The sequence below is a fragment of the Micromonospora alfalfae genome (assembly GCF_022230925.1).
GTDB lineage: Bacteria > Actinomycetota > Actinomycetes > Mycobacteriales > Micromonosporaceae > Micromonospora > Micromonospora alfalfae.
This window is the reverse complement of the sequence record NZ_JAKKFH010000007.1, coordinates 124,415-148,385: the sequence shown is the minus strand read 5'-3', so window position 1 is coordinate 148,385 and position 23,971 is coordinate 124,415. Positions and strand designations below refer to the sequence as shown.

General features: G+C 72.0%; 25 protein-coding genes. 11 read left to right on the top strand and 14 right to left on the bottom strand.

What is annotated here, in order from left to right; genetic code table 11:
• Nucleotides 1–5: 5 nt before the first annotated feature.
• The 6 genes from MED01_RS06585 (at nucleotide 6) to MED01_RS06560 (ending at nucleotide 5,671) form a co-directional block, all read left to right on the top strand.
• Nucleotides 6–1,094, top strand: a complete 1,089-nt coding sequence (locus MED01_RS06585) for a sugar ABC transporter substrate-binding protein (protein WP_238667594.1) — start codon at nucleotides 6–8, stop codon at nucleotides 1,092–1,094.
• A gap of 113 nt (nucleotides 1,095–1,207) precedes the next feature.
• Nucleotides 1,208–2,026: an ATP-binding cassette domain-containing protein gene (locus MED01_RS06580; protein WP_238667592.1), complete on the top strand. Its 819-nt coding sequence runs from the start codon at nucleotides 1,208–1,210 to the stop codon at nucleotides 2,024–2,026.
• A complete protein-coding gene (locus MED01_RS06575) occupies nucleotides 2,023–3,285 on the top strand; it encodes a sugar ABC transporter permease (RefSeq protein WP_238667590.1) in 1,263 nt (420 codons plus the stop codon). Before MED01_RS06580 ends, MED01_RS06575 begins: the two co-directional genes overlap by 4 nt.
• A gap of 22 nt (nucleotides 3,286–3,307) precedes the next feature.
• Nucleotides 3,308–4,489, top strand: a complete 1,182-nt coding sequence (locus MED01_RS06570; RefSeq protein ID WP_112676899.1) for an ROK family protein — start codon at nucleotides 3,308–3,310, stop codon at nucleotides 4,487–4,489.
• Between the two features lie 19 nt (nucleotides 4,490–4,508).
• Nucleotides 4,509–4,805: a DUF1707 SHOCT-like domain-containing protein gene (locus tag MED01_RS06565; protein WP_238667589.1), complete on the top strand. Its 297-nt coding sequence runs from the start codon at nucleotides 4,509–4,511 to the stop codon at nucleotides 4,803–4,805.
• Nucleotides 4,806–4,930: 125 nt separating this feature from the next.
• Nucleotides 4,931–5,671, top strand: a complete 741-nt coding sequence (locus tag MED01_RS06560; RefSeq protein ID WP_238667587.1) for a DUF4142 domain-containing protein — start codon at nucleotides 4,931–4,933, stop codon at nucleotides 5,669–5,671.
• 33 nt (nucleotides 5,672–5,704) lie between these two features.
• On the opposite strand, the gene MED01_RS06555 is transcribed toward MED01_RS06560, so the two are convergent.
• The 4 genes from MED01_RS06555 to tsaB are packed head-to-tail and all read right to left on the bottom strand — an operon-like array spanning nucleotide 5,705 to nucleotide 8,169.
• Entirely contained in the window at nucleotides 5,705–5,959 is a 255-nt protein-coding gene (locus MED01_RS06555) for a hypothetical protein (protein ID WP_039906914.1), read from the bottom strand.
• 14 nt (nucleotides 5,960–5,973) lie between these two features.
• Nucleotides 5,974–7,020 (bottom strand): tRNA (adenosine(37)-N6)-threonylcarbamoyltransferase complex transferase subunit TsaD, encoded by a 1,047-nt coding sequence (tsaD, locus tag MED01_RS06550; protein ID WP_238667586.1) that lies wholly within the window; start codon nucleotides 7,018–7,020, stop codon nucleotides 5,974–5,976.
• Nucleotides 7,013–7,495 carry a ribosomal protein S18-alanine N-acetyltransferase gene (gene rimI / locus MED01_RS06545; protein ID WP_238667584.1) on the bottom strand — a complete coding sequence of 161 codons (483 nt, stop codon included), beginning with the start codon at nucleotides 7,493–7,495 and terminating at the stop codon, nucleotides 7,013–7,015. The genes tsaD and rimI overlap by 8 nt, the downstream gene beginning before the upstream one ends.
• Nucleotides 7,492–8,169 (bottom strand): tRNA (adenosine(37)-N6)-threonylcarbamoyltransferase complex dimerization subunit type 1 TsaB, encoded by a 678-nt coding sequence (gene tsaB / locus MED01_RS06540; RefSeq protein WP_238667583.1) that lies wholly within the window; start codon nucleotides 8,167–8,169, stop codon nucleotides 7,492–7,494. The genes rimI and tsaB overlap by 4 nt, the downstream gene beginning before the upstream one ends.
• 371 nt (nucleotides 8,170–8,540) lie before the next feature.
• Here tsaB and MED01_RS06535 point away from each other — a divergent pair, with 371 nt between their 5' ends.
• Nucleotides 8,541–9,245: a helix-turn-helix domain-containing protein gene (locus MED01_RS06535; RefSeq protein ID WP_238667581.1), complete on the top strand. Its 705-nt coding sequence runs from the start codon at nucleotides 8,541–8,543 to the stop codon at nucleotides 9,243–9,245.
• An 82-nt stretch (nucleotides 9,246–9,327) separates the two neighbouring features.
• Here MED01_RS06535 and ung read toward each other — a convergent pair whose 3' ends face one another.
• The 6 genes from ung to MED01_RS06505 all read right to left on the bottom strand — a co-directional run bounded on the left by ung (nucleotide 9,328) and on the right by MED01_RS06505 (nucleotide 14,835).
• Nucleotides 9,328–10,029, bottom strand: a complete 702-nt coding sequence (gene ung, locus MED01_RS06530; protein WP_238667580.1) for a uracil-DNA glycosylase — start codon at nucleotides 10,027–10,029, stop codon at nucleotides 9,328–9,330.
• 65 nt (nucleotides 10,030–10,094) lie between these two features.
• A complete protein-coding gene (gene tsaE / locus MED01_RS06525) occupies nucleotides 10,095–10,577 on the bottom strand; it encodes a tRNA (adenosine(37)-N6)-threonylcarbamoyltransferase complex ATPase subunit type 1 TsaE (RefSeq protein WP_238667579.1) in 483 nt (160 codons plus the stop codon).
• Nucleotides 10,574–11,677 (bottom strand): alpha/beta fold hydrolase, encoded by a 1,104-nt coding sequence (locus MED01_RS06520; protein WP_238667578.1) that lies wholly within the window; start codon nucleotides 11,675–11,677, stop codon nucleotides 10,574–10,576. The genes tsaE and MED01_RS06520 overlap by 4 nt, the downstream gene beginning before the upstream one ends.
• 55 nt (nucleotides 11,678–11,732) lie before the next feature.
• On the bottom strand, nucleotides 11,733–12,851 hold the full coding sequence (gene alr, locus MED01_RS06515) for an alanine racemase (protein WP_238667577.1): 1,119 nt from the start codon (nucleotides 12,849–12,851) through the stop codon (nucleotides 11,733–11,735).
• A gap of 90 nt (nucleotides 12,852–12,941) precedes the next feature.
• Entirely contained in the window at nucleotides 12,942–14,411 is a 1,470-nt protein-coding gene (locus MED01_RS06510) for an NAD(P)H-hydrate dehydratase (protein ID WP_238667576.1), read from the bottom strand.
• Nucleotides 14,412–14,466: 55 nt separating this feature from the next.
• Nucleotides 14,467–14,835, bottom strand: a complete 369-nt coding sequence (locus MED01_RS06505) for a holo-ACP synthase (RefSeq protein ID WP_238667575.1) — start codon at nucleotides 14,833–14,835, stop codon at nucleotides 14,467–14,469.
• Nucleotides 14,836–15,009: 174 nt separating this feature from the next.
• Here MED01_RS06505 and MED01_RS06500 point away from each other — a divergent pair, with 174 nt between their 5' ends.
• Together MED01_RS06500 and MED01_RS06495 are read left to right on the top strand one after the other, a co-directional pair.
• On the top strand, nucleotides 15,010–15,306 hold the full coding sequence (locus MED01_RS06500; RefSeq protein ID WP_238667573.1) for a hypothetical protein: 297 nt from the start codon (nucleotides 15,010–15,012) through the stop codon (nucleotides 15,304–15,306).
• Nucleotides 15,303–16,895, top strand: coding sequence for an alpha/beta hydrolase (locus tag MED01_RS06495; protein ID WP_238667572.1), 1,593 nt, complete (start codon nucleotides 15,303–15,305; stop codon nucleotides 16,893–16,895). Before MED01_RS06500 ends, MED01_RS06495 begins: the two co-directional genes overlap by 4 nt.
• A gap of 58 nt (nucleotides 16,896–16,953) precedes the next feature.
• On the opposite strand, the gene glmS is transcribed toward MED01_RS06495, so the two are convergent.
• Nucleotides 16,954–18,867 carry a glutamine--fructose-6-phosphate transaminase (isomerizing) gene (gene glmS, locus MED01_RS06490; protein WP_238667571.1) on the bottom strand — a complete coding sequence of 638 codons (1,914 nt, stop codon included), beginning with the start codon at nucleotides 18,865–18,867 and terminating at the stop codon, nucleotides 16,954–16,956.
• Between the two features lie 559 nt (nucleotides 18,868–19,426).
• Between glmS and MED01_RS06485 the strand changes: the two genes are divergently transcribed.
• Both MED01_RS06485 and MED01_RS06480 read left to right on the top strand, forming a co-directional pair.
• Nucleotides 19,427–20,122, top strand: coding sequence for an MmpS family transport accessory protein (locus MED01_RS06485; RefSeq protein WP_238667570.1), 696 nt, complete (start codon nucleotides 19,427–19,429; stop codon nucleotides 20,120–20,122).
• 40 nt (nucleotides 20,123–20,162) lie between these two features.
• Nucleotides 20,163–21,359 (top strand): pyridoxal phosphate-dependent aminotransferase, encoded by a 1,197-nt coding sequence (locus MED01_RS06480; RefSeq protein ID WP_308193424.1) that lies wholly within the window; start codon nucleotides 20,163–20,165, stop codon nucleotides 21,357–21,359.
• A 72-nt stretch (nucleotides 21,360–21,431) separates the two neighbouring features.
• Here the strand turns inward: MED01_RS06480 and glmM are convergent, their stop codons facing one another.
• The 3 genes from glmM to rplM form a co-directional block, all read right to left on the bottom strand.
• Nucleotides 21,432–22,787: a phosphoglucosamine mutase gene (gene glmM, locus MED01_RS06475; protein WP_238667568.1), complete on the bottom strand. Its 1,356-nt coding sequence runs from the start codon at nucleotides 22,785–22,787 to the stop codon at nucleotides 21,432–21,434.
• A gap of 118 nt (nucleotides 22,788–22,905) precedes the next feature.
• The gene (gene rpsI, locus MED01_RS06470) at nucleotides 22,906–23,388 is read right to left on the bottom strand and encodes a 30S ribosomal protein S9 (RefSeq protein WP_238667566.1); all 483 of its coding nucleotides are present in this window, start codon (nucleotides 23,386–23,388) and stop codon (nucleotides 22,906–22,908) included.
• Between the two features lie 20 nt (nucleotides 23,389–23,408).
• Entirely contained in the window at nucleotides 23,409–23,852 is a 444-nt protein-coding gene (gene rplM / locus MED01_RS06465) for a 50S ribosomal protein L13 (protein ID WP_053653864.1), read from the bottom strand.
• Between the last annotated feature and the right edge of the window lie 119 nt (nucleotides 23,853–23,971).

Sequence of the window (23,971 nt, the reverse complement as noted above, 5' to 3'; positions counted from 1 at the left end):
TGCACATGCGTAAGGGGATCCTCACCATCGCCGCCGTGGGCCTGCTCGCGACCGGCGGTTTGACCGCCTGTAGCGACGACTCCGGCACCGGCTCGGCCGACTCCAAAAAGACTCCCAAGATCGGCGTGATCCTTCCGGACAGCAAGTCCTCCCCCCGCTGGGAGACGGCGGACCGCCGCTTCCTGGAGGAGGCGTTCAAGGCTGCCGGCGTCGAGTCCGACATCCAGAACGCCCAGAACGACAAGAGCGCCTTCCAGACCATCGCCGACCAGATGATCACCAGCGGCGTCACCGCCCTGATGATCGTCAACCTGGACTCCGGCACCGGCAAGGCAGTGCTCGACAAGGCCAAGTCGCAGGGCGTCGCCACCATCGACTACGACCGGCTCACCCTCGGCGGCTCCGCCCAGTACTACGTCAGCTTCGACAACGAGACCGTCGGGAAGCTCCAGGGCGAGGGTCTGGCGAAGTGCCTGACCGAGAAGGGCGCCAAGAACCCCGTAGTGGCGTACCTGAACGGCTCCCCCACCGACAACAACGCCACCCTGTTCAAGGCTGGCTACGACTCGGTGCTCAAGCCGAAGTTCGACTCCAAGGAATACACCAAGGGCCCGGACGACGCCGTGCCGGGCTGGGACGGCCCCACCGCCGCGACCATCTTCGAGCAGCAGCTCACCGCGACCAAGGGCAAGATCGACGGCGTGCTGGCTGCCAACGACACTCTCGGCAACGCCGCCATCTCGATCCTGAAGAAGAACAAGATCAACGGCAAGGTGCCGGTGACCGGCCAGGACGCCAGCGTGGAGGGCCTGCAGAACATCCTCGCTGGTGACCAGTGCATGACCGTCTACAAGGCGGTCCGGGAAGAGGCCAAGGCCGCCGCGGACCTGGCCATCGCGCTGGCCAAGGGCGAGAAGAAGGACACCGGCCAGTCGGTGAAGGACGGTGACCGCGACGTCCCCTCGGTGCTGCTCACCCCGAAGGCCATCTACAAGGACAACGTCAAGGACGTCATCGCCGACGGCTACGCGACCAAGGAGCAGGTCTGCACCGGGGCCTACGCCAAGTTCTGCGCCGAAGCCGGCATCAGCTGACCGACGCCGCAGTACCCGCCGGAACGACCACCGCCGCCCGGCACGGGAGCACCCTCCCGTGCCGGGCGGCGCCCGCCGGACGGGCCCCGACCCTCCCTTAAGAAGGAGACCCCGTGTCCGCGACCCCCCTGCTGGAACTCCGCGGGATCGACAAGAGCTTCGGTCCCGTCCAGGTGCTCCGCGACGTCGCCCTGACCGTCCACCCAGGCGAAGTGACCGCACTGGTCGGCGACAACGGCGCCGGCAAGTCGACCCTGGTGAAGTGCATCAGCGGCATCCACCCCTCCGACGCCGGAGAGTTCCTGTTCAACGGTGAACCGGTGCACATCGGCAGCCCTCGCGACGCCGCCACGCTCGGCATCGAGGTCGTCTACCAGGACCTCGCGCTCTGCGACAACCTGGACATCGTGCAGAACATGTTCCTCGGCCGGGAGAGGCGCAGCGGCATCGTCCTGGACGAGCCGACAATGGAACAGCTCGCCGCCGAAACCCTGGCCGGGCTCTCCATCCGCACCGTCACCTCACTCCGCCAGCACGTGTCCAGCCTCTCCGGCGGCCAGCGCCAGACCGTGGCCATCGCCAAGGCGGTGCTGTGGAACAGCAAGCTCGTCATCCTGGACGAGCCGACCGCGGCGCTCGGCGTGGCACAGACCGCGCAGGTGCTCGAACTGGTCCGCCGCCTCGCCGACAACGGCCTGGCCGTGGTGCTCATCTCGCACAACATGAACGACGTCTTCGCCGTCTCCGACCGGATCGCCGCGCTGTACCTCGGCCAGATGGTCGCCCAGGTGAAGACCACCGACATCACCCACGCCCAGGTGGTCGAGCTGATCACCGCCGGGCGCTCGGGCGGGCTCGGCCTCGCCACCGACCCGGGCAGCAACGGCGACGGCCCGGAGCCGGCCGACTCGATCTCAGGAGGCGTCCGATGACCACCACCGCCGTGCGGAAGGACGGCCCCGCGGCCGTCACACCGGCGCCGACCGTCGGAGGCCACGTCCGCAACTACCTCAGTCGGGTACGCGGTGGCGACGTCGGCGCGCTGCCGGCTGTGCTCGGCCTGATCGTGCTCTGCACCGTCTTCGCGATCCTGCGGCCGTCGTCGTTCCTGTCGGCCGGCAACTTCGCCAACCTCTTCACCCAGGGCGCGGCGGTCACGCTGATCGCGATGGGCCTGGTCTTCGTGCTGCTGCTCGGCGAGATCGACCTCTCCGCCGGCTTCGCCAGCGGCGTCTGCGCGGCCGTGCTGGCCAATGTGGTCACAGTGCTCGGCTACCCCTGGTGGGTCGCGGTGCTCGCCGCGGTCGCCACAGGCGTGGTCATCGGCACCACGCTCGGCATGCTCGTCGCGAAGATCGGCATTCCGTCCTTCGTGGTCACCCTCGCCGGCTTCCTCGCCTTCCAGGGCGTCGTGCTGCTGCTCGTGCAGGAGGGCACCAACATCTCCGTCCGCGACGAGGTGCTGGTCGCCATCGCCAACCGCAACCTCGCCCCAACGCTGGGCTGGGCGCTGACCGCCCTCGCGGTCGTCGGCTACGGGGCTGTGCAACTGCTGCGCCACCGCAACCGGGTGGCCCGCGGTCTGATCACCGACCCGATCGCCGTGCTGGCGCTGCGGATCGGCGGGCTCGCCGTCATCCTCGGCACCGCCATGTACGTCCTCAACCTGGAGCGCAGCCGCAACGTCCTCATCGTCTCGCTCAAGGGCGTGCCGATCGTGGTGCCGATCATCGCGGTGCTGCTGGTCATCTGGACCTTCGTGCTCCAACGCACCAGCTACGGCCGGCACATCTACGCCGTGGGCGGCAACCGGGAAGCGGCCCGTCGGGCCGGCATCGACGTCGACCGGATCCGGATCTCGGTCTTCGTGATCTGCTCGTCCATGGCCGCCATCGGTGGCATCGTGGCGGCCAGCCGGGCCAACTCGGTCGACCCGAACACCGGGGGCAGTAACGTACTGCTCTACGCGGTCGGCGCAGCGGTGATCGGCGGCACCAGCCTCTTCGGTGGCAAGGGCCGCGTCCTCGACGCCGTACTCGGCGGCGCGGTGGTCGCTGTCATCGAAAACGGAATGGGCCTGATGGGGTACGACGCGGGAGTCAAGTACGTGGTCACCGGCGTCGTGCTGCTACTCGCCGCCAGCGTCGACGCGCTCTCCCGCCGCCGCGCGGCAGCCACCGGCTCCCGCTGACCGCGCGGGAGGTAGCACCAGCATGCGCCCAGGACCGAGCCAGGATGACGTCCGGCGGCAGAACCTCGGGGCCCTGCTGCGGCACGTACACGTCCACGGGGCGACCACGCGGGCCGAGCTGACCACCACGCTGGGCCTCAACCGCAGCACCATCGGCGCGCTCACCGCCGACCTGTCCGCGGTGGGGCTGGTCAGCGAAGGCGCACCGAAGGAGACCGGCCGGGCCGGACGACCGTCACTGGTCGTCCGGCCCGAGTCGGCCCGGGTCTACGCGTACGCGTACTCAGTGGAGGTGGACCGGCTGCGCGCCGCCCGGATCGGGCTGGGTGGCGCGGTCCTGGACCGCCGGGATCTGGACCGGCCGCGCGGGCTGCTGGCCGCGGAGGCCGCGCCGCTGCTGGCCGGCGCGGTCAAGGAGATGCAGCAGCTGGTGCCGGCGGACGCGATCTGCGTCGGTGCCGGCGTCGCGGTCTGCGGGATGGTCCGCCGGGACGACGGTCTGGTCCGACTCGGCCCCACCACCGGATGGGTGGACGAGCCGATCGGCGCGGCCCTCGCCGACGAGTTGGGCATCGACGTACCGATCACAGTGGGCAACGTGGCCGACGTCGCCGCGTTCGCCGAGCACGCACGAGGTGTGGCGGCAGGCTGCGACAACGTCCTCTACCTGTACGGCGACGTGGGCGTGGGTGCCGGCATCATCGCCGGTGGACGCCGACTGACCGGGCACGGTGGCTACGGCGGCGAGGTCGGCCACATGAAGGTGGTCCGCGACGGCAAGCCCTGCGAGTGCGGCTCCCGGGGCTGTTGGGAGACCGAGATCGGTGAGCACGGCCTCCTGCGCGCTGCCGGACGCTCCGACGCCCGGGGCCGCGACGCGCTGCTGGAGGTCTTCGACGCGGCCGACCGGGGGGACGCCCGGGCCCAGACAGCGGTCCGCCAGGCCGGCGACTGGCTCGGCTTCGGCGTGGCCAACCTGGTGAACGTCTTCAACCCCGAGATGGTCATCTTCGGCGGGACCATGCGTGACCTCTACCTCGCGGCGGCGGCCCAGATCCGCAGCCGGCTCAACTCCAACGCGCTCGGGGCCTGCCTGGAGCACGTCCGGCTGCGCACGCCGAAACTGGGTACCGACGCGCCCCTGATCGGTGCCGCCGAACTGGCCTTCGAACGGCTCCTCGCCGACCCCCTCGACGTGGGCTGATCCGCGTACGCTGTCCGGCGTGGATGTCGAGCTGCGCGCTTCCGACGACGACCGCAACCGGGTGGTCGCCGCGCTGCACCAGCACACCGCGGCGGGCCGGCTGACGCTTGACGAGTTCTCCGATCGCGCCGGTGCGGTGTGGACGGCCCGCACCCTCGGTGACCTGGCCGCGCTGACCCGCGATTTACCGGCCCTACCCACAGCGGTCGTCGACGCCGGCCCGGTCGCGCGGGGGCGTCAGGAGTTGCTGATGGTCTTCGCCGCCGCGGCGATCACCCTGCTGCTGCTCGGCGGCCTGCTCGCCGTCACCCGCTGATCCGGGGCGCTCCACGATGAACTGATCGCGCGATCAGTCCGTACCAGTGGGCGGACGGGCAACCGGCAGGGTACGGCTGCCCGGTCCAGACGCGTTCCGGTCCGGACCGAGGAGGCACCACAGACATGGCACCGCTCAGATCCGCCCATCGCCGACTGGGCACCCGGACCCACCGATCGGCGATGCTGCTCATCGCGGTCATCGCGGGGGTCGGTGTCCTGCCCGGCGTGGCCGTCGCCGCGCCCGCCGGTGGCCAGCAGCTCAACGCTGCCGACATGACACTGCTCAACGGGGTGCGGCTGGCCGGGCTCTGGGAGATGCCAGCCGGTCAGATGGCCGCCGAGAAGGGGCAGTCGGCGAAGGTCCGGGAGATCGGCGCCGGCATCGCCGGCGAGCACCAGAAGCTCGACCAGCTCGTGGTCGACGCGGCCAACAAGTTGGGCGCGACGATCCCCAGCGAGCCGACCGCCGAGCAGAAGGGCTGGCTGGCCGAGATGCAGAAGGCCTCCGGCGCTCGGTTCGACCAGATCTTCGTCACCCGGCTCCGGGTCGCCCACGGCAAGATCTTCCCGGTGATCGGCGCGGTCCGCGCCAGCACCCGGGACGCCACCGTCCGCAAGCTCTGCGACGACTCCAACGGCTTCGTGTTGCACCACATGCAGATGTTGGAGAGCACCGGCCTGGTCCGCTGGCCGGAGCTGCCGCCGGCCGCGCTGCCCGCCCCGGGCGAGGACGGGCTCCTGGCCGCCGCCTCCGCCAACTCAGGCCCGCAGGTCGGAGTCAGCAGCACAGTCGTCTGGCTGGTCTTCCTGGCCGCGCTGGGCACTGGCGGAATCGCCACCTACCGGATGTTGCGCCGCAGCTGACCGGTCAGCCGGCGGCCTGGATGGTGGCTCGCGTTACCGGTCTACCTGGGTGAAGTCCCAGGAGTGCGGGGCGCGGGCCACCAGCAGGGCTGGCGGGTCCGGCAGCGGGCGAGGGCTGCTGCGCCACTTGGAGATCACCACCACGCGGTGGTCGGTGGAGGAGAAGACCTCGCTGGAGACGTGGAGCGGGTCGTGCTCCAACTCGGGCAGGGCGGTGTCGCACACCCAGGTGATCAGGTCGGCGACTCCGTACGCCTCGGCGCGCGCCTCCCACATCCGCACGATCATGTTCGCCGCTCCCGTCACACGCTGACAGTGGTCAGCGGCAGTGCCGAATCGGCTGGCAGGTCCAGTCGGCTCGGGGCGACACCGGCGGCGACCAGGTGCGAACCGAGCGCGGCCACCATCGCGCCGTTGTCGGTGCACAGCTTCGGCCGGGGTACCCGGACCCGGATGCCGTACTTCTCGGCTCGCTGCTCGGCCATCGCCCGCAGTCGCGAGTTCGCTGCCACTCCCCCGCCGATGACCAGGGTCTCGATGCCCTGCGCCCGGCAGGCGGCGAGCGCCTTGCTGGTCAGGACGTCACAGACCGCCTCCTGGAAGGACGCGGCCACGTCGGCCACCGGAACCGGCTCACCGGCGCGCTGGCGGGCCTCGACCCACCGGGCCACCGCGGTCTTCAAACCCGAGAACGAGAAGTCGTACCGGTGGGCGGCAAGATCCTTCGCGGCGGTCAGCCCGCGGGGGAAGGCGATCGCTGCGGCGTCGCCGGCACGGGCCTCCCGGTCGATGGGCGGGCCGCCCGGGAACGGCAACCCGAGCAGCCGGGCGACCTTGTCGAACGCTTCCCCGGCCGCGTCGTCGATGGTGGCGCCCAGCGGGGTGACACCCCGGGCCAGGTCGTCCACGAGCAGGAGGGACGAGTGACCGCCGGACACCAGGAGGGCGATGGCGGGTTCGGGCAGTGGGCCGTGCTCAAGGGTGTCCACAGCGACGTGGGCGGCGAGGTGGTTGACGCCGTAGATGGGTTTCTCGGCGGCGACCGCGTACCCCTTGGCGGCAGCGACGCCGACCAGCAACGCACCGGCCAGCCCCGGCCCCGAGGTGACAGCGATCGCGTCGATGTCGGCCAGCGTGACACCGGCCTCGGTCAGTGCCCGGTCCATCGTCGGCACGATGGCCTCCAGGTGTGCCCGGCTGGCCACCTCCGGCACCACGCCCCCGAACCGGGCGTGTTCCTCGACGCTGGAGGCGAGCGCGTCGGCCAGCAGTGTGTGCCCCCGCACGATGCCGACACCGGTCTCGTCGCAGGAGGTCTCGATACCCAGGATCAGTGGTTCGTCAGCCATGGTCGTGTGGTCCGTCCCCGGTCGGCTCGGCGTCGCGCCGCATGACCAGCGCGTCGGTGTTGCTCGGTTGGTAGTAGCCGCGCCGCACCCCGATCGGCTCGAAACCGTACGTCGCGTAGAGCCGCTGAGCTGCGGCGTTGTCCACGGCGACCTCCAGCAGGGTGCTGCGGGCGTCGCGCCGGACCGCCTCGGCGAGCAGCTCCTCCAGCAGGGCACGCCCTACGCCGCGCCGCTGGGCGTCCCGGCGGACGGCGATGTTCTGCACCCACACCTCGTCCGGCGGAAGGCCGGCGAGCCCTGCGTAACCGAGCACCGACCCGTCCGCGTCGACGGCGAGCCGGTAGTGGTGCCCGTTGGCGAGCTCGCTCCAGAACATGGCGGGCGACCACTTCTCAGCGCCGAACAGGTCCGCCTCGATCGGCAGCACGTCGTCGATGTGCCACCAGCGGAACGGTTCGAGCCGTACCGCCGTCATGGCAGGACCGGTTTGCGGCCGGTCGCCGCCACCGCGTCGGGGCGGCGCAGGTAGAGCGGGGTGAGCCGCTCACTGGTCGCCCGCGCCCGGATCCGCTCGGCGGCGAGCAACGCCAGCACTGTCGCGTCCGGGTAGCGCGGCTCGACCCGAACGGGCAGGTCCAGGACCTCGGCGTACCGGTGCGCGCCGTCACCGACCGCGATCGTCGCGCCCAGTTCGCGGGCGCGCGCGGCGGCGACCGCCGGCGCGGACACCTCGGGTCCGACGATCCGCTGGCCGGCGCCGTCGTAGACGGCCCAGTAGAGCTCCTTGCGGCGGGCGTCGCTGGCGGCCAGGACGGGCGCGCCGGACGCCGCCGGGTAACCGATGGCATCCAGCGAACAGACGCCGTACGTGGGGATGCCGAGCACCTGACCCATCGTCGCGGCGGTCACCAGGCCGACCCGTAGCCCGGTGAACGGACCCGGACCGAGCCCGGCGACGATGGCGGCCAGGTCACGCGGGCGCGCGTCAGCGTCGGCGAGGACCGCATCCACCTGGGGCGCGAGCAGCTCACCGTGGGCGCGGGCGTCGACGGTGCACCGGTGCGCCCGCGACGCCACACCGTCTGCCGAGACCTCCACCAGCGCCGCGGTGACCGCGGGGGTCGAGCTGTCCACCACGAGTACGAGCACGGTAAGCCAGCCTAGCCGCCCCGCCCTCCGCCCCGGTCATGCCCCGCCCCGCCACCGCCCGCGGCCTTCACCGCACCACGGCCTTCACCCCACCCGCGGCCTTCGCCCCGCCACGGGCTTGCCCGCCGCCGTAGCCATTGGGTGCGACCGGGCCAACCGCCTGGCCCTCGGACAAGCGCTCGAGCCACATTCCCCAATGAGCCTGATGTCTCTGAGTCATCGTGATGACTCACGGACATCACGCTCATTGAAGTAAGGCTCACCATCCGCCGGTTCACGGGCCTGGCGATCCCCGGGTCCGGATCGGCGGCATTTCGCCGATCTGCCGTAGCGGGATCGCGGACATCCCGCCAGTGGTCCACCATGCCGGGATGTCATCCACTCGCCTTGTCACAGTGCTCGGCGCTGTCGTGCGGCATCAACGACACCTGCGCGACCTGAGCCAGCGCCAGTTGGCCGCGCTCGCCGGGGTCGACCAGGCAGCGGTGGCCCGGTTCGAGCGTGGTGAGCGAGCGACGACCGTCCCGGTGCTGGAACGGTTGCTCGCCGCGATGGATGTGCAGTTGGTCATCGGGGTTGAGCCGCTGGACGCGCACCTCGACGCCCGGATCGACGACCTGGCCGCCCGGCCGATCGCGGAGCGGATCGACGGGCTGAATGTGAATCGGCTGCTGGATCGGCTCACCGACTTTCCGCAGGTGATCACCGGGTGTGCCGCAGCGCTGTTGCAGGGAGCGCCGGTGCCGGTGGACGCGCTGGAGATCGCCCTGCGCTGGCAGGACGCCAAACTCTTCACCCGCTGGCTGGAGACGAACTACGGCCAGCGGTGGGACGCTCGCTGGGGTGAGTTCGGCGGCGTGTGGTTGGAGCCTGACGAGCCGGGCGAACACTTTTGGTCGACCCGGTACGGAGAGATCAGGGCCACGATGTGCGACGAGCTGCCCGAGACGATCGAGGTGCGTCACGGTGGGCGGAGTTACCAGGTGGTGCCGCTCGTCGAGTTGGAGCTGAGCGACCCACGCGCCGCCGAGCTGTTGCGCCGCTACCGGGGCCGGCAGTCAGCCAGCGGAAGCTGAGCCAGCGCCGGTAGCGCCAACTGACGGACGTCGACGGCCCGTTCAGGCCGCCAGGCGAGCAGCAGGACGTTGACGAGCGGGCTCAGCCGGCGGTGCGCTCCCAGTCGATGGTGGGCAGGCCGGCGTCGGCGAGTGCCTTGTTGGCGGCGCTGAACGGGCGGCTACCGAGGAAGCCGCGCGGGTTCATCGGGCTGGGGTGACCCGCCTCCAGCACCACGTGCTGCGGACTGGTGACCAGCGCCGCCTTCTTGCGGGCGTAGCCACCCCAGAACAGGAAGACCACCCGGTCCGGTGTCGCGTCCAGTGCCCGGATGGTCGCGTCGGTGAACTCTTCCCAGCCGGCGTTGGCGTGCGAGCCCGGGGTGGCCTGCCGGACGGTCAGCACCGCGTTGAGCAGCAGCACCCCCTGTGCGGCCCACCCGTCGAGGTTGCCGCTGCGCGGCTTGGGGACGCCCACGTCCTCGCCCAACTCCTTGAAGACGTTGCGCAACGACGGCGGCACCGTCACACCGTCGCGGACGCTGAAGCTCAACCCGTGTGCCTGCCCAGCCCGGTGGTAGGGATCCTGCCCGAGGATGAGCACCCGGGTGCCCTGCGGCGGGCAGAGCCGGTATGCCGAGAACAGATCCTCCAGCGGCGGGAAGACCGTCTGCGTCGCGTATTCCCGGGCGACGAAGTCGCCCAGCGCGGCGGTGCGTGCCGGGTCGAGGTGCGGGGTGAGCACTGTGCGCCACTGCTCCGGCAGCAGGGCCAGCAGATCCAGGGCGGGAGCGTCGTCGGGCATCGGGAACCTCTCACAGCGCGGGTCGGTCTCCCGCACTCTAGGCATCGGGTACGACAGCCACCGACCTAGCCCAGGTCGGCGAGCCGCCGGGCCCAGTCACCGCCGACCGGGTCCAGCTCGACGATGCGGGTGTCGTCGTCGCGGCGGTCGATGCGAACCCGCAGGTGCGCGTCCACCAACTGCTCCACCAGGCCCTCGCCCCACTCCACCACTGTCACCGAGTCGTCCACCGACGCGTCGAGGTCCAGGTCGTCGATCTCGGCGCGCGGGTCGGTGGCGTCACCCAACCGGTACGCGTCGGCGTGCACGAGCGCCACCCGGCCGCCCCGGACCGGGTCGGGGCGGTGCACCCGGGCGATCACGAAGGTCGGCGAGGTGATGTCTCCGAGGACACCGAGCCCGGTGCCGATGCCCTGGGTGAGTGCGGTCTTGCCGGCGCCCAACGGGCCGGTCAACAGCACCAGGTCGCCGGCGCGCAGCAGCCCTGCCAGCCGCCGGCCGAAGTCCCGAGTGTCCTCGACGGTCGGCAGCTTGACGACGTGACTCACCGTTCCTCCACGCTCTGCAATGATTCCAGGAACCGCGCCAGGGCGGCGTTGACCTCGTCCGCGTGCTCCAACATCACCACGTGGCCGCTGTCCTTGATCTTCACGAACTCGGCGTGCGGCAACCGGCGGACGATCTCCTCGGAGTGCGTCACCGGCGTGATCATGTCCTTGTCGCCGACCACCACGAGCACCGGAGTCGCCGCCAGCGCCGCCAACGCCGGGAAGCGCGAGTGGGTGGCCAGGGTCCGCAGATAGCGGGTCACCGTGTCGGCCGACGTCCGGGAGTTCATCGTCTCCACGTAGGACACCAGCGACGGGCTGGGCTTACGGGTACCGAAGCCGTACCTGCGGGTCAGCAGCCAGGCCACGTTCGACGTCGACTTGCGGGCCTTGTCGATCACCGGGCCGCCGTACCGGGTGGCGTTGCTGACCATGTAGAGCACCGGGCCGCCGACCCGGCCGAGCAGCGCGGGCGCGACCAGCTTGGTCTCCGCGATGAGCCCGCCCGACGTGGCCATCAGAACGGTGCCCACCACCCGGTCACCGAACAGCTCCGGAAACAGCTCGGCGAACGCCATGATCGTCATGCCGCCCATCGAGTGGCCGACAAGCACCAGCGGGCCGTCCGGGGCGGTTCGGTCGATCACCTGGCGCAGCGTCCGGCCGAGCACGGCGAGGTCGTACTCCCCGGTCTCCAGCCGGCCGGACCGGCCGTGACCGGGCTGGTCGTACGCCACGATCCGGTAGTCACCGCGGGCGGCGAGCATCTGGCGCTGGAAGTGGAACGTCCCCATGTCCAGGCAGAAGCCGTGCACCAGCACCACGGTCGGTCGCCCCGGCACCGGCCGGGTCGGCTCGACCACCTCGACGTGGATGTCGGTGCCGTCCGGCAGTTCCAGGCGGAACGCCTCGTCGTACCGCTGCTGGTCGAACGTCTCGTGCGCGTAGCGGTCGGCCGGGTCGGCCTTGAGCCGGCGGACCAGGGTCCGCTCGGTCGCGACGCCAGCCGCCAGACCTGCCGCGGCCACCCCCACCGCCGCGCCGACGATCCCCGCGACCCGACCCGCGGCCGTCCGCGGACGCGGAACGCGGTAACTCATGGCGCCACCTTGGTTCGCGACTGCGGGGCTCGCGACCCCGGCTCACTCCTCACGCTCACGGTTTCTCGCCGTCGTAGACCCGGGGTACTCGCGTGCCGCCGAACCGGGTGACGATCTCGTAGTTGATCGTGCCGACCGCCTCGGCCCAGTCGTCGGCTGTCGGTTCGCCGTCGACGCCGCTGCCGAAGAGCGTCGCCACGTCGCCGTCGGCCACCGGGTCGTCGCCGCAGTCGAGCACGAACTGGTCCATGCAGACCCGCCCCGAGATCGTCCGGCGTGCACCGCCGAGCTGCACCGGGCCGGTGTTCGACGCGTGCCGTGGAACCCCGTCGGCGTACCCGAGCGGCACCACTGCCAGGTTCGCGTCGGCTTCCGTGGTGTAGGCGTGCCCGTAGGAGATACCGGTGCCGCCGGGCACCCGCTTGGTGAGCATCACCCGGGCGCGGGCGGTCATCGCCGGCCGCAGCCCGTACGTCTCGCCGGCCACCGGGGACAGCCCGTAGATGGCCAGGCCGGGGCGGACCAGGTCGAAGTGGGTGTCCGGGCGGGTGAGGGTGGCGGCCGAGTTGGCGAGGTGCCGCCAGCGCGGCCGCAGCCCGGCCCGTTCGACCATGGCCAGTCCTTCGTGGAAGACGGCCAGTTGGCGGTCGGTGGTGGGGTGGCCCGGCGAGTCCGCGTACACGAAGTGGCTCCACACGCCGACCACCTCGACCAGGCCGTCGGCCTGCGCCTTGGCTGCGGCGTCCAGCAGCGCGGGCCAGTCGGCGACCGTCGCACCGCCCCGGGACAACCCCGTGTCGATCTTGAGGTGCAGGCGGGCGGGACGCCCGGCGAGGCGACTCGCCTCGATCATCTCGTCCAGTTGCGCCAGGCTGGCCGCGCCCAGGTCCACTCCGGCGCTGACCCCCTCGTGCAGCGGCAATCCGGGGGCGAGCAGCCAGGCCAGCACCGGCACTGTCACCCCGGCCCGCCGCAGGGTGAGCGCCTCGTCGAGGGTGCAGACACCGAGCCAGTCAGCGCCGGCGTCGAGCGCCGCGCGGGCGGCCGGAAGCATGCCGTGGCCGTACCCGTCGGCCTTCACCACTGCCATCAACTCGGCGGTGGTGCCGGAGCGGAGCCTGCTCACGTTCTCGCGGATGGCGTCAAGATCGACGCGTACCTCGGCCTGCCACATGCACCCAGCCTACTTTCCGCCGTGATCACCGCGGGCGGCGACGCACGTCCCGACACGGCGATCCGGGCACCGCAGCCGGAACCGCCCCGTTCAGCCCAGCCGGGCCAGCACCGGACGCAGGGCGGTCGCCACGTCGGGCGCGGTCACCGGCCCACCCCGCGCCGCCTCCCGCCCGGCGAGCCCGTGCAGGTACGCGGCCGAGGCGGCGGCCCGATCGGCGGGTACCCCGGCCGCCAGCAGTGAGCCGAGCAGCCCGGCCAACACGTCGCCGGTGCCGCCGGTGGCCAGTGCCGGGGTGCCGGTCGGGTTGACGTACGCCCGACCGTCCGGCGTGCCGATCACGGTGCGATCGCCCTTGAGCAGCACCACCGCGTTCATCCAGGCCGCCAGCCGCAGCGCGGCGCCGACCCGGTCGGCGCCCGGCTCCTCCCCGCAGAGACGGGTGAACTCCCGGTCGTGCGGGGTGACCACGATGGGCGCGTCCCGACCGCGCAGCCGGTCGGCGAGCGAGCCGTCCACCAGCAGAGTCAGGGCGTCGGCGTCGAGCACCACAGGCACCGGTGCGGCCAGTACGGCGCGCAGCTCGGCCGCCGCGTCAGCACCGGTGCCCAGCCCGGAGCCGCAGACCCAGGCCTGCACCCGGCCCGCGTCGGCGACCCGCCCACTGGCGATCACCGACGGATGCTGGTGCAGCACCTCGGCGCGGGCGCTGCCGGCGTAGCGGACCAGGCCGGTCGGCCCGGCCAGGGCGCCGCCCACGGAGAGCACCGCCGCACCGGGGTAGGTCGCCGAGCCGGTCGCCACCCCCACCACGCCCCTGGTGTACTTCTCCGACGCCGGGCCCAGCCGGGGCCACCAGTCGACCAGGTCGGACCACTCGGTGACCCGCAGCGCCGGGGTGCCGCGAAGCCACTGCCGCAGCCCGATGTCGACCAGCTCGACCTGCCCGGCCAGGGCGGCGGCCGGCCCGACCACAAGGGCGGGCTTCAGCGCGCCGAAGGCCACAGTCACGTCGGCGCGGACCGCGGTGGGCCGGCCGGACGCGGACAGCGGCACGTGGCCGGTGTCGACAGCGACTCCGCTGGGCACGTCGACAGCCAGCACTGTGGCCCGTCCCCCGTCGCGTCCGCGCAGCTCACCGAGGCGCTGGACCACCTCGTCCGCGTTCGCCCGTAGCCCGCCGGTGCCACCGATGCCGACGATGCCGTCGAGGACCAGGTCGACAGGGCCGGCCGGTTCCGGCACCAGCCGGCCACCGGCGGCTCGCAGCGCGGCCAGGCCGGCGGCGTGCGCCCGCCCGGGGGTGAGCAGCAGGGCGGACACCTGGACACCTCGGCGGGCCAACCGCTCCCCCGCGTACAGCGCGTCGCCACCGTTGTCACCGGAGCCGACCAGCAGCAGGACCCGGCCTCCGTAGACTCCGCCCCGCTCGGCGAGCAGGAGCGCGGCCCGGCGGGCCAGGCCGGCGGCGGCCCGCTGCATCAGCGTCCCCTCCGGCAGTGTGCCCATCAACCCCGCCTCGGCCGCCCGTACGTCGGCCACCCGCCACACCGCTCTCATGCCACCGTGTCCCATTCCATTAGCGGGCGGACCTGACCGGCCCTCCCGGCCGACGTCATCGTTCCGCGACCACCATTGCCGAGGCGATCCCGCCGTCGTGCGACAGCGAGAGATGCCAGTGGTTGACCCCGCGTGCGTCGGCCACCGCCGCGACGGTGCCGGAGACGGCCAGCCAGGGGCGGCCATCCGGGTCGGGCACGATCTCGCAGTCGTGCCAGCTCAGCCCGGCCGGGGCGCCGAGGGCCTTGGCCACCGCCTCCTTGGCGGCGAACCGGGCGGCGAGCGACTCGGGCGAACGCGGGCTGCCGGCGCGGGTGTGCCGCTCGGCCTCGGTGAAGAGCCGGTCGGCGAGCAGCGGCGTCCGTGCCAGGGCCCGGGCGAACCGGTCGACCAGGACCACGTCGATGCCGACAGCGACGATCACCACATCACCCTACCGGCGGTCGAGGCCGCAGATTAGCCGTCGGGCTCGCGCTGGGCAACGCCTGTGGACACCGCGGGGTACGCCTCGACGTCGGCTGTCCACAGGGCACCGCACGACCTTCGGTACGTGCCTAGCGTCAGCGCGTCGATGCCTGTCGTCCATGGGGGTGTGGTCATGACCGACGAGCCGTTCGCCGTGCAGCCGGAGGAGTTGCGGGCGGTCGCCGTCCTGCTCGACGACGAGGCGCGCCGGTTGGCGTCGGGCCTCGCGGGGTTGCCCGGGTTGGTGGTGGCGGCGCCCGAGTGGCGAGCTGCCGCGGCGTTGGCCGGGTTGGAGGCGGCCGGGCACGCCTGGTTCTGCCGGCTGGGCGCCCGGGTCGCGGCGACCGCCGGCGGGGTCCGGGTGGCGGCCGAGGCGTACGAGACGGTGGACGACCGGGCCGCCGGCCGTTTCGCCTCCCTACCCCGGTGAGCAGCGTCGGTTACCGCCAGCTGTGGGCTGTCGATCCCGGCGGGTGGCGGGCCGCCGGGGCGGCGTGGGCGGGGTTGGCCGGGCCACTCGATCTGCGCCTCGGCGAGCTACGCGCGGCCACCGGGCAGTTGCGGGGCGGTTGGTCGGGTGCGGCAGCCACGGCTGCGGACACTCGACTCGGCGGTCTGCGTGACGAACTGGCCTCGATCGCACCCGCGTTGATCGAGGTCGACCAGGTGCTGGCCGAGTTGGCCGGTGGGCTGGCGGTGGCGAAGGCGCGGCTCGCCCAGGCGGTCGCCCAGGCCGATGCGGCCGGCCTGCTGGTGGACCGCTCGGGTGCGGTGCGGGTCGATCCCGCCCGGTTTCGGCCCACCGAGCGGGCCGGGGTCGCCGCGGCGGGGGTGGCCGCGGCCCTGCGGGCCGCGCTCGACGGGGCAGCCGCCGCGGACCGGGTCGCCGCCGACCGGTTGGATGACCTGGCGAGGGCCGCCAGCACCGGTTGGGCGTCCCCGCCCCCGCCGGGCCGACCGACCCTCGGCGCGGCACCCTCGCTGGTCAGCGCCTGGTGGTCCGGGTTGACCCCGGCGCAGCGACGGTGGCTGATCGGGCGCGAGCCGGCCCTGGTCGGGCGGTTGGACGGGCTGCCGGTGGCCGCCCGCGACCAGGCCAACCGGTTACGGCTCGACGCCTGGCGTGCCGAGCTGCTGGCCGAGCGGCGGCGGCTGTTGTCCCGGGTGCCGCCGGGGCCCCTCGCGTTGATCCGGTTGCGTGGGGTGGCCGGGCGGCTGGCCGGTCTGGACGCGCTGGGCGGGCGGCTGACGGCCGGCGAGGTGCCCCGGGCGTACCTGCTCGGATTGGATCCGGCGGGTGAGGGCCGGGCAGTGGTGGCGCTCGGCGACCCGGACCACGCCGACCGGGTGCTGACCTACGTGCCGGGGATGACCGCCGGCCTGGACGACGCCTCGGGCGAGCTGGGCAGAGCGGCCCGGGTGCTGGAGCGGTGTGCCGCACTCGCCCCGGATGAGCGCAGCGCGGCGGTGCTCTGGTTGGACTACGACGCTCCGGACCTGCTGAACGAGGCCGCTTCGGCGGGTCAGGCCCGGGACGCAGGCCCGGCGTTGCACCGCTTCCAGGAGGGGCTGCGCGTCAGCCACGACGGGCCGCCGGCCCGGCAGACGGTGCTCGGGCACAGCTACGGGTCGCTGGTGGTGGGGGTGGCCGCCCGGGAGCACGGCCTGGCCGCCGACGCGCTGGTCTTCGTCGGCTCCCCCGGTGTCGGCGCGTCGCACGCCGCCGAGCTGGGTGTGCCGCCCGGGGAGGTCTGGGCTAGCAGCGCCCCGGACGACGTGATCCGGGCGGCCCGGTCACCGGAGGAGCTGGGCCGACGGGCCCTGCTCGGCGCGGCACCACTCGCCGCTGTGCTGGGTTGGCCCGGGCGAACAGGGCACGAGCTGTGGTTCGGTCACGACCCGGCCGACCCCGGCTTCGGTGGGCGGGTGTTCCCGAGCGGTCGAGGCGGGCACACCGGCTACTGGGAAGCGGGAAACCCGGCGCTGGACGGGATGGCCCGGGTCGTGCTGGGCCGGTGACGACGGAACCCCGACCGCCGCGAGGTGCGGCGAGCGGGGTTCCGGACGTGGGCGGTGGCTACTCGACGGTGACCGACTTGGCCAGGTTGCGGGGCTGGTCCACGTCGTGCCCCCGGGCGGCGGCGATCTCGGCGGCGAGCACCTGCAACGGCACGGTGGTGACGAGCGGGGCCAGCAGGGTGGGCGTACGCGGCACGTAGATCAGGTGGTCGGCGTACCGGACGACCGCCTCGTCACCCTCCTCCGCGATCACGATGGTCCGTGCGCCGCGCGCCCGGACCTCCTGGATGTTGGAGACGACCTTGTCGTGCAGCATGCCCCGGCCCACCGGCGAGGGCACCACGCAGATCACCGGGGTGCCCTTGTCGATCAGGGCGATCGGGCCGTGCTTCAGCTCACCGGCGGCGAAGCCCTCGGCGTGCATGTAGGCCAGCTCCTTGAGCTTCAGCGCGCCCTCCAGGGCCACCGGGTAGCCGACGTGCCGGCCGATGAACAGCACTGTCGGCTCGGACTTCAGCTCCCGGGCCAGTTCGCGGACGGGCTCGATCCGGTCGAGCAGCTCACGCAGCTTGCCGGGAATCTCCTGCAACTGCGCGACCACGGCGCCCACCTCGTCGGCGAACTTGATCCCGCGCACCTGGGCCAGGTGCAGGCCGATCAGGTAGCAGGCGACGACCTGGGTGAGGAACGCCTTGGTGGAGGCGACGGCGATCTCCGGCCCACCGTGGGTGTAGAGCACGGCGTCGGACTCGCGGGGGATCGTCGAGCCGTTGGTGTTGCAGATCGCCAGCACCCGGGCCTTCTGCTCCTTGGCGTGGCGCAGCGCCATCAGGGTGTCCATCGTTTCGCCGGACTGCGAGATGACCACGATCAGCGTGGACCGGTCGAGCACCGGGTCGCGGTAGCGGAACTCGCTGGCCAGCTCCACCTCGCACGGGATCCGGGTCCAGTGCTCGATGGCGTACTTGGCGACCATGCCGGCGTGGTACGCCGTGCCGCAGGCCACGATGAAGATCTTGTCGACGTCGCGCAGGTCCTGGTCGCTGAGGCGGACCTCGTCGAGGGCGATCTCACCGCTCTCGGTGAGCCGGCCCAGCAGCGTGTCGGCGATGGCCTGCGGCTGCTCCTCGATCTCCTTGAGCATGAACCAGTCGTAGCCGCCCTTTTCCGCGGCCGAGGAGTCCCAGTCGATGTGGAAGTCCTTGCCGGTGGCGGGCTGGCCCTCGAAGTCGGTGATCTCGATGCTGTCGCCGGTGATCAGCACGATCTGGTCCTGGCCCAGCTCGACCGCTTCCCGGGTGTGCTCGATGAACGCGGCCACGTCGCTGGCCAGGTAGTTTTCCCCGTCGCCGCGGCCGACCACCAGCGGCGAGTTGCGCCGGGCGCCGACGACCGCACCGGGCACTGCGGCGTCAACCGCGAGCAGCGTGAACGCGCCCTCCAGTCGCTGGCAGACCACGCGCATGCCGGCGGCGAGCAGTTGCGGGCTGTCCGGTTGGCCGGCGGCGCGCAGGTCGGCCAGCGCGGCGGCGAGCAGGTGTGCGGCGCACTCGGTGTCGGTGTCGCTGGTGAACTGGACGCCGTCGGCCTCCAGCTCGGCGCGGAGCTTGGCGAAGTTCTCGATGATGCCGTTGTGGATCACCGCGACCCGCCCGTCGGGGGCGACGTGTGGGTGGGCGTTGCGGTCGGTCGGGCCGCCGTGGGTGGCCCACCTGGTGTGCCCGATGCCCGTGGTGCCGTCACCGATGCCGATCGGGCTGGCCGCGCAGGAGGTCGGGTCGTCGGCGGCCCGCTCGGACAGCACCTTCTCCAGGTTGGCCAGCTTGCCGGCCTTCTTCTCGGTCAGCAGCTGGTCGTCACAGACGATCGCGACGCCTGCCGAGTCGTAGCCACGGTATTCCAGTCGCCGCAGCCCGTCGAGGACGATGCCGAGTGCGGGGCGCGCGCCCGCGTATCCCACGATTCCACACATGGCCCGCAGCCTAACCCAGTTTCACTCATCATGGTTGCTCGAAAGTCGGGTTATCAATCACGGAATCTGAGCGATCGGTGGTCGGGGGTCGCAACGGGACGAGCGTCACAGCCGCTCGCGCCCCGCTCTGACGGGCGGGGTTGCAACACGCCTTCCGGTGCGAAAGTCTCTCGGCGGGTTTGGCGCTCCCGTCCACGGCCCGTTCGTTCCATACCCACTCCCGCCCGGAGCAGCCATGTCCGATACCCCGTCGCCCGACCCAACCCCCTCATCCGCTCCGGAACCGGCCTCCCCCGCGCCCCCGCCGGATCCGACGGCGCCGCCGTCCTCGACTCCGTTTCCGGCCCCCGACCCGCTGGCTGCGGGTCAGCCGTGGGCACCGCAGGCCCCCTGGTCGCCGCCTCCGCAGGCCGCGCCGTGGACGCCGCCTCCGCCCGCCACCCAGTGGACGCCACAACCGTCGGCGACGCCGTGGGCACCCGACCCACAGACGCCGCCAGGGTGGCCCGACGCCCCAGGCGCGCCGTCGGCCGGATCGCCACCGCAAGCGGGGTGGCCCATGCCCGACCGGCAGCCGCCGGCCGCTGGCTGGCAGCAGCCCGGCTATCCGCCGCCCGGCACCGGCTATCCGCCGCCCGGTTGGCCGCCGCCCGGCTATCCGCCGCCGTACACCTACCCCGGGTATCCGCAGGTCCCCGGTAAGCCGGCCACGAGCAGCGGGCGGATCGTCGGGATCGTCGTCGCGGCCGTCGTGGCACTCGTCCTGCTCGTGTGTGGCTGCCTCTGCGCGGGTGGTCTGTGGCTCGACACCACCAACCCGGACCCGATCGCCGAGGATCCGTGGGTGGTCCCCGACGACGACGGCTGGACGGAGCCCACCGCTGGGCCGGTAATCCCCGAGCGACCCACCGCGCCGCAGCCGCCCACCGCGTCTCCCACCACCAGCAAGAAGCCGATCACCCGACCGACCTCAGGTCCGGCACCCGTGACCGTCGTCTACGAGCTCAGCGGGTCGGGTGTCGTCGACCTGGCGTACTTCGACGCCGAGAGTGACCTCATCCACGTCGACGGCCAGAAGCTGCCCTGGCGCACCACCATTCGCACCAACGGCAAGACCAGGGTGCTGGTGGAGGCCCGATGGGCCGACGACGAAGGTGAGAGACCACTCGACTGCACAGTCACTGTCACCGGTGCCGGCAAACCGGTCGTCAACAAGACCCGGGGGTACTGGGCGACCAGTTGCGCACCCGAATGAGGCTGGGGTTCGGGCGGCGGGTGGCCGTAGGCTGGCGCAGGTGACGACGAGCACCGATGTCGACCCGCTGGTGGCCCGGATGCGGCCGTTCGGCACGACGATCTTCGCCGAGATGTCCGCCCTCGCCGTACGCACCGGCGCGGTCAACCTCGGCCAGGGCTTTCCCGACACCGACGGCCCGCCGGAGATGCTGGCCGCCGCCGCGGAGGCACTGCGCAACGGGCAGAACCAGTACCCGCCCGGCCCGGGGATCCCCGCCCTACGCGCGGCCGTCGCGGCGCACCAGCGGCGGTTCTACGACCTGGGGTACGACCCGGACAGCGAGATCGTGATCACGGCGGGTGCCACCGAGGCCGTCGCGGCGAGCATCCTCGCGCTCTGCGAACCGGGCGACGAGGTGGTCTGCTTCGAGCCGTACTACGACTCGTACGCCGCCTCGATCGCGCTGGCCGGCGCGGTCCGCCGACCTGTGACACTGCGCCCCGCGGCCGACGGTCGGTACGCCTTCGACCCGGCGGCGCTGCGTGCGGCGTTCGGTCCGCGCACCCGGCTGGTGCTGCTGAACTCGCCGCACAATCCGACCGGCAAGGTCTTCACCCCGGCCGAGTTGGCGCAGGTCGCCGAGTTGTGCCAGGAGTTCGGCGCGTACGCGGTCACCGACGAGGTGTACGAGCACCTGGTCTTCACCGACGCGACGGGCCCGCACGTGCCGTTGGCCAGCCTGCCCGGGATGCGGGAGCGGACGTTGCGCATCTCGTCGGCCGGCAAGACGTTCTCCTGCACCGGGTGGAAGGTCGGCTGGGCGAGCGGCCCGGCGGCGCTGGTCTCGGCGGTGCTTCGGGTGAAGCAGTTCCTCACCTATGTCAACGCCGCGCCGCTGCAACCGGCGGTGGCCGTGGCGCTGGCCCTGCCGGACGACTACTTCACCGGCTTCCGAGACGGTCTCCAACAGCGGCGTGACCAGCTCGTCGGTGGTCTGACCGACGCCGGGTTCGAGGTGCTCGACTCGGAGGGGACGTACTTCGTCACCGCCGACATCACCGCCCTCGGCGGCCGGGACGGTGTGGAGTTCTGCCGCTCGTTGCCGGAGCGCTGCGGTGTGGTGGCGGTGCCCACCCAGGTCTTCTACGACGACGTCGACGCGGGCCGGCGGCTGGTCAGGTTCGCCTTCTGCAAACGCCCGGAGGTGCTGACCGAGGCGGTCACCCGGCTGCGCGCCCTGACCCCGGGCCGCTGACGTCGATTTGGCACCTGCGGGGGCTGTGGAGCTGATGCCGCGAACGGTTCAGCTCCACAGCGTCCAGTTGTCCTAGGCGACCGGGCTCGCGGTACGGACCAGCTCGGCGATCCGCTCGGCCACCGCACGGGCGGTCGCCTCGGTGGCCGCTTCGACCATCACCCGGACCAACGGTTCGGTGCCCGACGGGCGCAGCAGCACACGGCCGGTCTCCCCCAGCTCCGCCTCGGCCCGCTCGACCTCGGCGCGGACGGCGGGTGCGGCGGCACCGATGGTCCGGTCGCCGACCGGCACGTTGATAAGCACCTGGGGCAGCTTGGTGACCACCGAGGCCAACTCGGCGAGGGACTGGCCGGTGGCCGCCATCCGAGCCATCAGGTGCAGGCCGGTGAGCACCCCGTCGCCGGTGGTGGCGTGCGCTGGCATCACGATGTGGCCGCTCTGCTCACCGCCGAGCGCCAGCCCGGAGGCGCGCAGCTCCTCCAGCACGTACCGGTCACCGACCTTGGTCTCGATCAGGCGGATGCCCTGCGCGGACATCGCGAGCCGCAGCCCGAGGTTGCTCATCACGGTGGCCACCAGGGTGTCCTGGGTGAGCGTGCCGGCGTCCCGCATGGCCAGCGCGAGGATCGCCATGACCTGGTCGCCGTCCACCTCGTCGCCGTCGGCGGTGACCGCCAGGCAGCGGTCGGCGTCGCCGTCATGGGCGATGCCCAGGTGGGCACCGTGCTCGACCACCGCGGCGCGCAGCGCCTCGATGTGGTTGGAGCCACAGTCGTCGTTGATGTTGAGCCCGTCGGGCTCCGCGTGGATGGCGATGACCTCCGCGCCGGCCTCCCGGTAGGCGACGGGGGCGACCTCGGCGGCAGCGCCGTTGGCGCAGTCGACCACTACCTTGATCCCCTCGAGCCGGTGCCCAACGGTGCCCACCAGGTGCTGGACGTAGTGGTCGGCACCGTCGAGAAGGTCGTGCACCCGGCCGACGCCGGCACCGATCGGCCGGTCCCAGGCGGTGGTGGCGTTCGTCTCGACGGCCGCCTCGATCTGCATCTCGATCTCGTCGGGCAACTTGTGCCCACCGGCGGCGAAGAGCTTGATGCCGTTGTCCGGCATCGGGTTGTGCGACGCGGAGAGCATCACACCCAGGTCGGCCTTGGCCTCCGCGGTGAGGAACGCCACCGCCGGGGTGGGCAGCACGCCGACCCGCACCACGTTGGCGCCGGCACTGGTCAGCCCGGCGACGACCGCGGCCTCCAGCATCTCGCCGCTGGCGCGGGTGTCGCGACCAACCACGGCGAGCGGTGGATGACTGCGGTCCGTCTCGGCGAGTGTGTGCGCGGCGGCCACCGCGAGCGCCAGCGCCAATTCCGGGGTGAGATCCGCGTTTGCCCGCCCGCGTACGCCGTCCGTGCCGAACAACCGACCCATACCCGCCAACCTCCGAATGAGCACTACCAGTGAGGAGAAAGCGGAACGGCCGACCCACCTCCCCCACCGAGGGGAGGCGGACCGGCCGTCCGTCAGAAGTACAACGCGCTGGGAAAGATCAGCGCTTCGAGTACTGGGGAGCCTTACGGGCCTTCTTGAGACCGTACTTCTTGCTCTCCTTGACGCGGGCGTCACGGGTGAGGAAGCCGGCCTTCTTCAGGGCCGGGCGGTCGTCCGGCTCGTTGATGATCAACGCGCGGGCGATGCCCAGCCGGAGCGCACCGGCCTGGCCGGTGGTGCCGCCGCCACGCAGGTTGGCGATGACGTCGAACTGCTCGGGCTTCTCGGCGGTGACCAGCGGGTCCTTGATGAGCTGCTGGTGCACCTTGCTCGGGAAGTACGCCTCGAGGTCCTGGCCGTTGCAGGTGATCTTGCCGGTGCCAGGGATGAGGCGAACCCGGACGATGGCCTCCTTGCGGCGGCCCACGGTCTGGATCGGCCGGTCACCACGAGGCGCGCGGGCAACGGGCGCCGGTGCCTCGGTGACCTCGGGGGCCTCGGTGGCTTCCGGGGTGACCTCGGTCTCGATGATGTCGGTCATGCTGCTTCCTTCGCCCGCGCTCACTGCGCGATCTGCTTGATCTCGAACGGCACCGGCTGCTGCGCGAGGTGCGGGTGCTCGGCACCGGCATAGACCTTCAGCTTCTTGATCAGCTGACGGCCGAGCTTGTTGTGCGGGAGCATCCCCTTCACGGCCAGCTCGATGGCCCGCTCGGGACGCTTGGTCAGCAGCTCGTCGTAGCCGATCTGCTTCAGACCACCCGGGTAACCGGAGTGGCGGTAAGCGACCTTGGTCTGGCGCTTGTTGCCGGTCAACGCAACCTTGCCCGCGTTCACGATGACGACAAAGTCGCCCGTGTCGACGTGCGGCGCGAAAGTCGGCTTGTGCTTACCACGCAGCAACGTGGCGGCGTGGGTGGCCAGGCGGCCCAGCACGACATCAGAGGCGTCGATGACGTGCCACTGACGCTCGATCTCACCCGGCTTCGGGCTGTACGTACGCACAGGTCTACCTTGTCTCGTCGTCGGTCTGGGGTCGCGCGCCGAGGTGACCAGATCTAGCAGGCCGGACCAGCGCGCACGAACGACCAAGCGTACCTGATGGGGCACGCCTCTGGATGTCG

Bases quoted from the DNA above. Each gene is read 5' to 3' on its own strand.
- MED01_RS06585 (WP_238667594.1), top strand. From the start codon at position 6: ATGCGTAAGGGGATCCTCACCATCGCCGCCGTGGGCCTGCTCGCGACC.
- MED01_RS06575 (WP_238667590.1), top strand. From the start codon at position 2,023: ATGACCACCACCGCCGTGCGGAAGGACGGCCCCGCGGCCGTCACACCG.
- MED01_RS06570 (WP_112676899.1), top strand. From the start codon at position 3,308: ATGCGCCCAGGACCGAGCCAGGATGACGTCCGGCGGCAGAACCTCGGG.
- MED01_RS06560 (WP_238667587.1), top strand. From the start codon at position 4,931: ATGGCACCGCTCAGATCCGCCCATCGCCGACTGGGCACCCGGACCCAC.
- MED01_RS06555 (WP_039906914.1), bottom strand. From the start codon at position 5,959: ATGATCGTGCGGATGTGGGAGGCGCGCGCCGAGGCGTACGGAGTCGCC.
- tsaD (WP_238667586.1), bottom strand. From the start codon at position 7,020: ATGGCTGACGAACCACTGATCCTGGGTATCGAGACCTCCTGCGACGAG.
- rimI (WP_238667584.1), bottom strand. From the start codon at position 7,495: ATGACGGCGGTACGGCTCGAACCGTTCCGCTGGTGGCACATCGACGAC.
- MED01_RS06535 (WP_238667581.1), top strand. From the start codon at position 8,541: ATGTCATCCACTCGCCTTGTCACAGTGCTCGGCGCTGTCGTGCGGCAT.
- ung (WP_238667580.1), bottom strand. From the start codon at position 10,029: ATGCCCGACGACGCTCCCGCCCTGGATCTGCTGGCCCTGCTGCCGGAG.
- MED01_RS06520 (WP_238667578.1), bottom strand. From the start codon at position 11,677: ATGAGTTACCGCGTTCCGCGTCCGCGGACGGCCGCGGGTCGGGTCGCG.
- alr (WP_238667577.1), bottom strand. From the start codon at position 12,851: ATGTGGCAGGCCGAGGTACGCGTCGATCTTGACGCCATCCGCGAGAAC.
- MED01_RS06510 (WP_238667576.1), bottom strand. From the start codon at position 14,411: ATGAGAGCGGTGTGGCGGGTGGCCGACGTACGGGCGGCCGAGGCGGGG.
- MED01_RS06500 (WP_238667573.1), top strand. From the start codon at position 15,010: ATGACCGACGAGCCGTTCGCCGTGCAGCCGGAGGAGTTGCGGGCGGTC.
- glmS (WP_238667571.1), bottom strand. From the start codon at position 18,867: ATGTGTGGAATCGTGGGATACGCGGGCGCGCGCCCCGCACTCGGCATC.
- MED01_RS06485 (WP_238667570.1), top strand. From the start codon at position 19,427: ATGCCCGACCGGCAGCCGCCGGCCGCTGGCTGGCAGCAGCCCGGCTAT.
- glmM (WP_238667568.1), bottom strand. From the start codon at position 22,787: ATGGGTCGGTTGTTCGGCACGGACGGCGTACGCGGGCGGGCAAACGCG.
- rpsI (WP_238667566.1), bottom strand. From the start codon at position 23,388: ATGACCGACATCATCGAGACCGAGGTCACCCCGGAAGCCACCGAGGCC.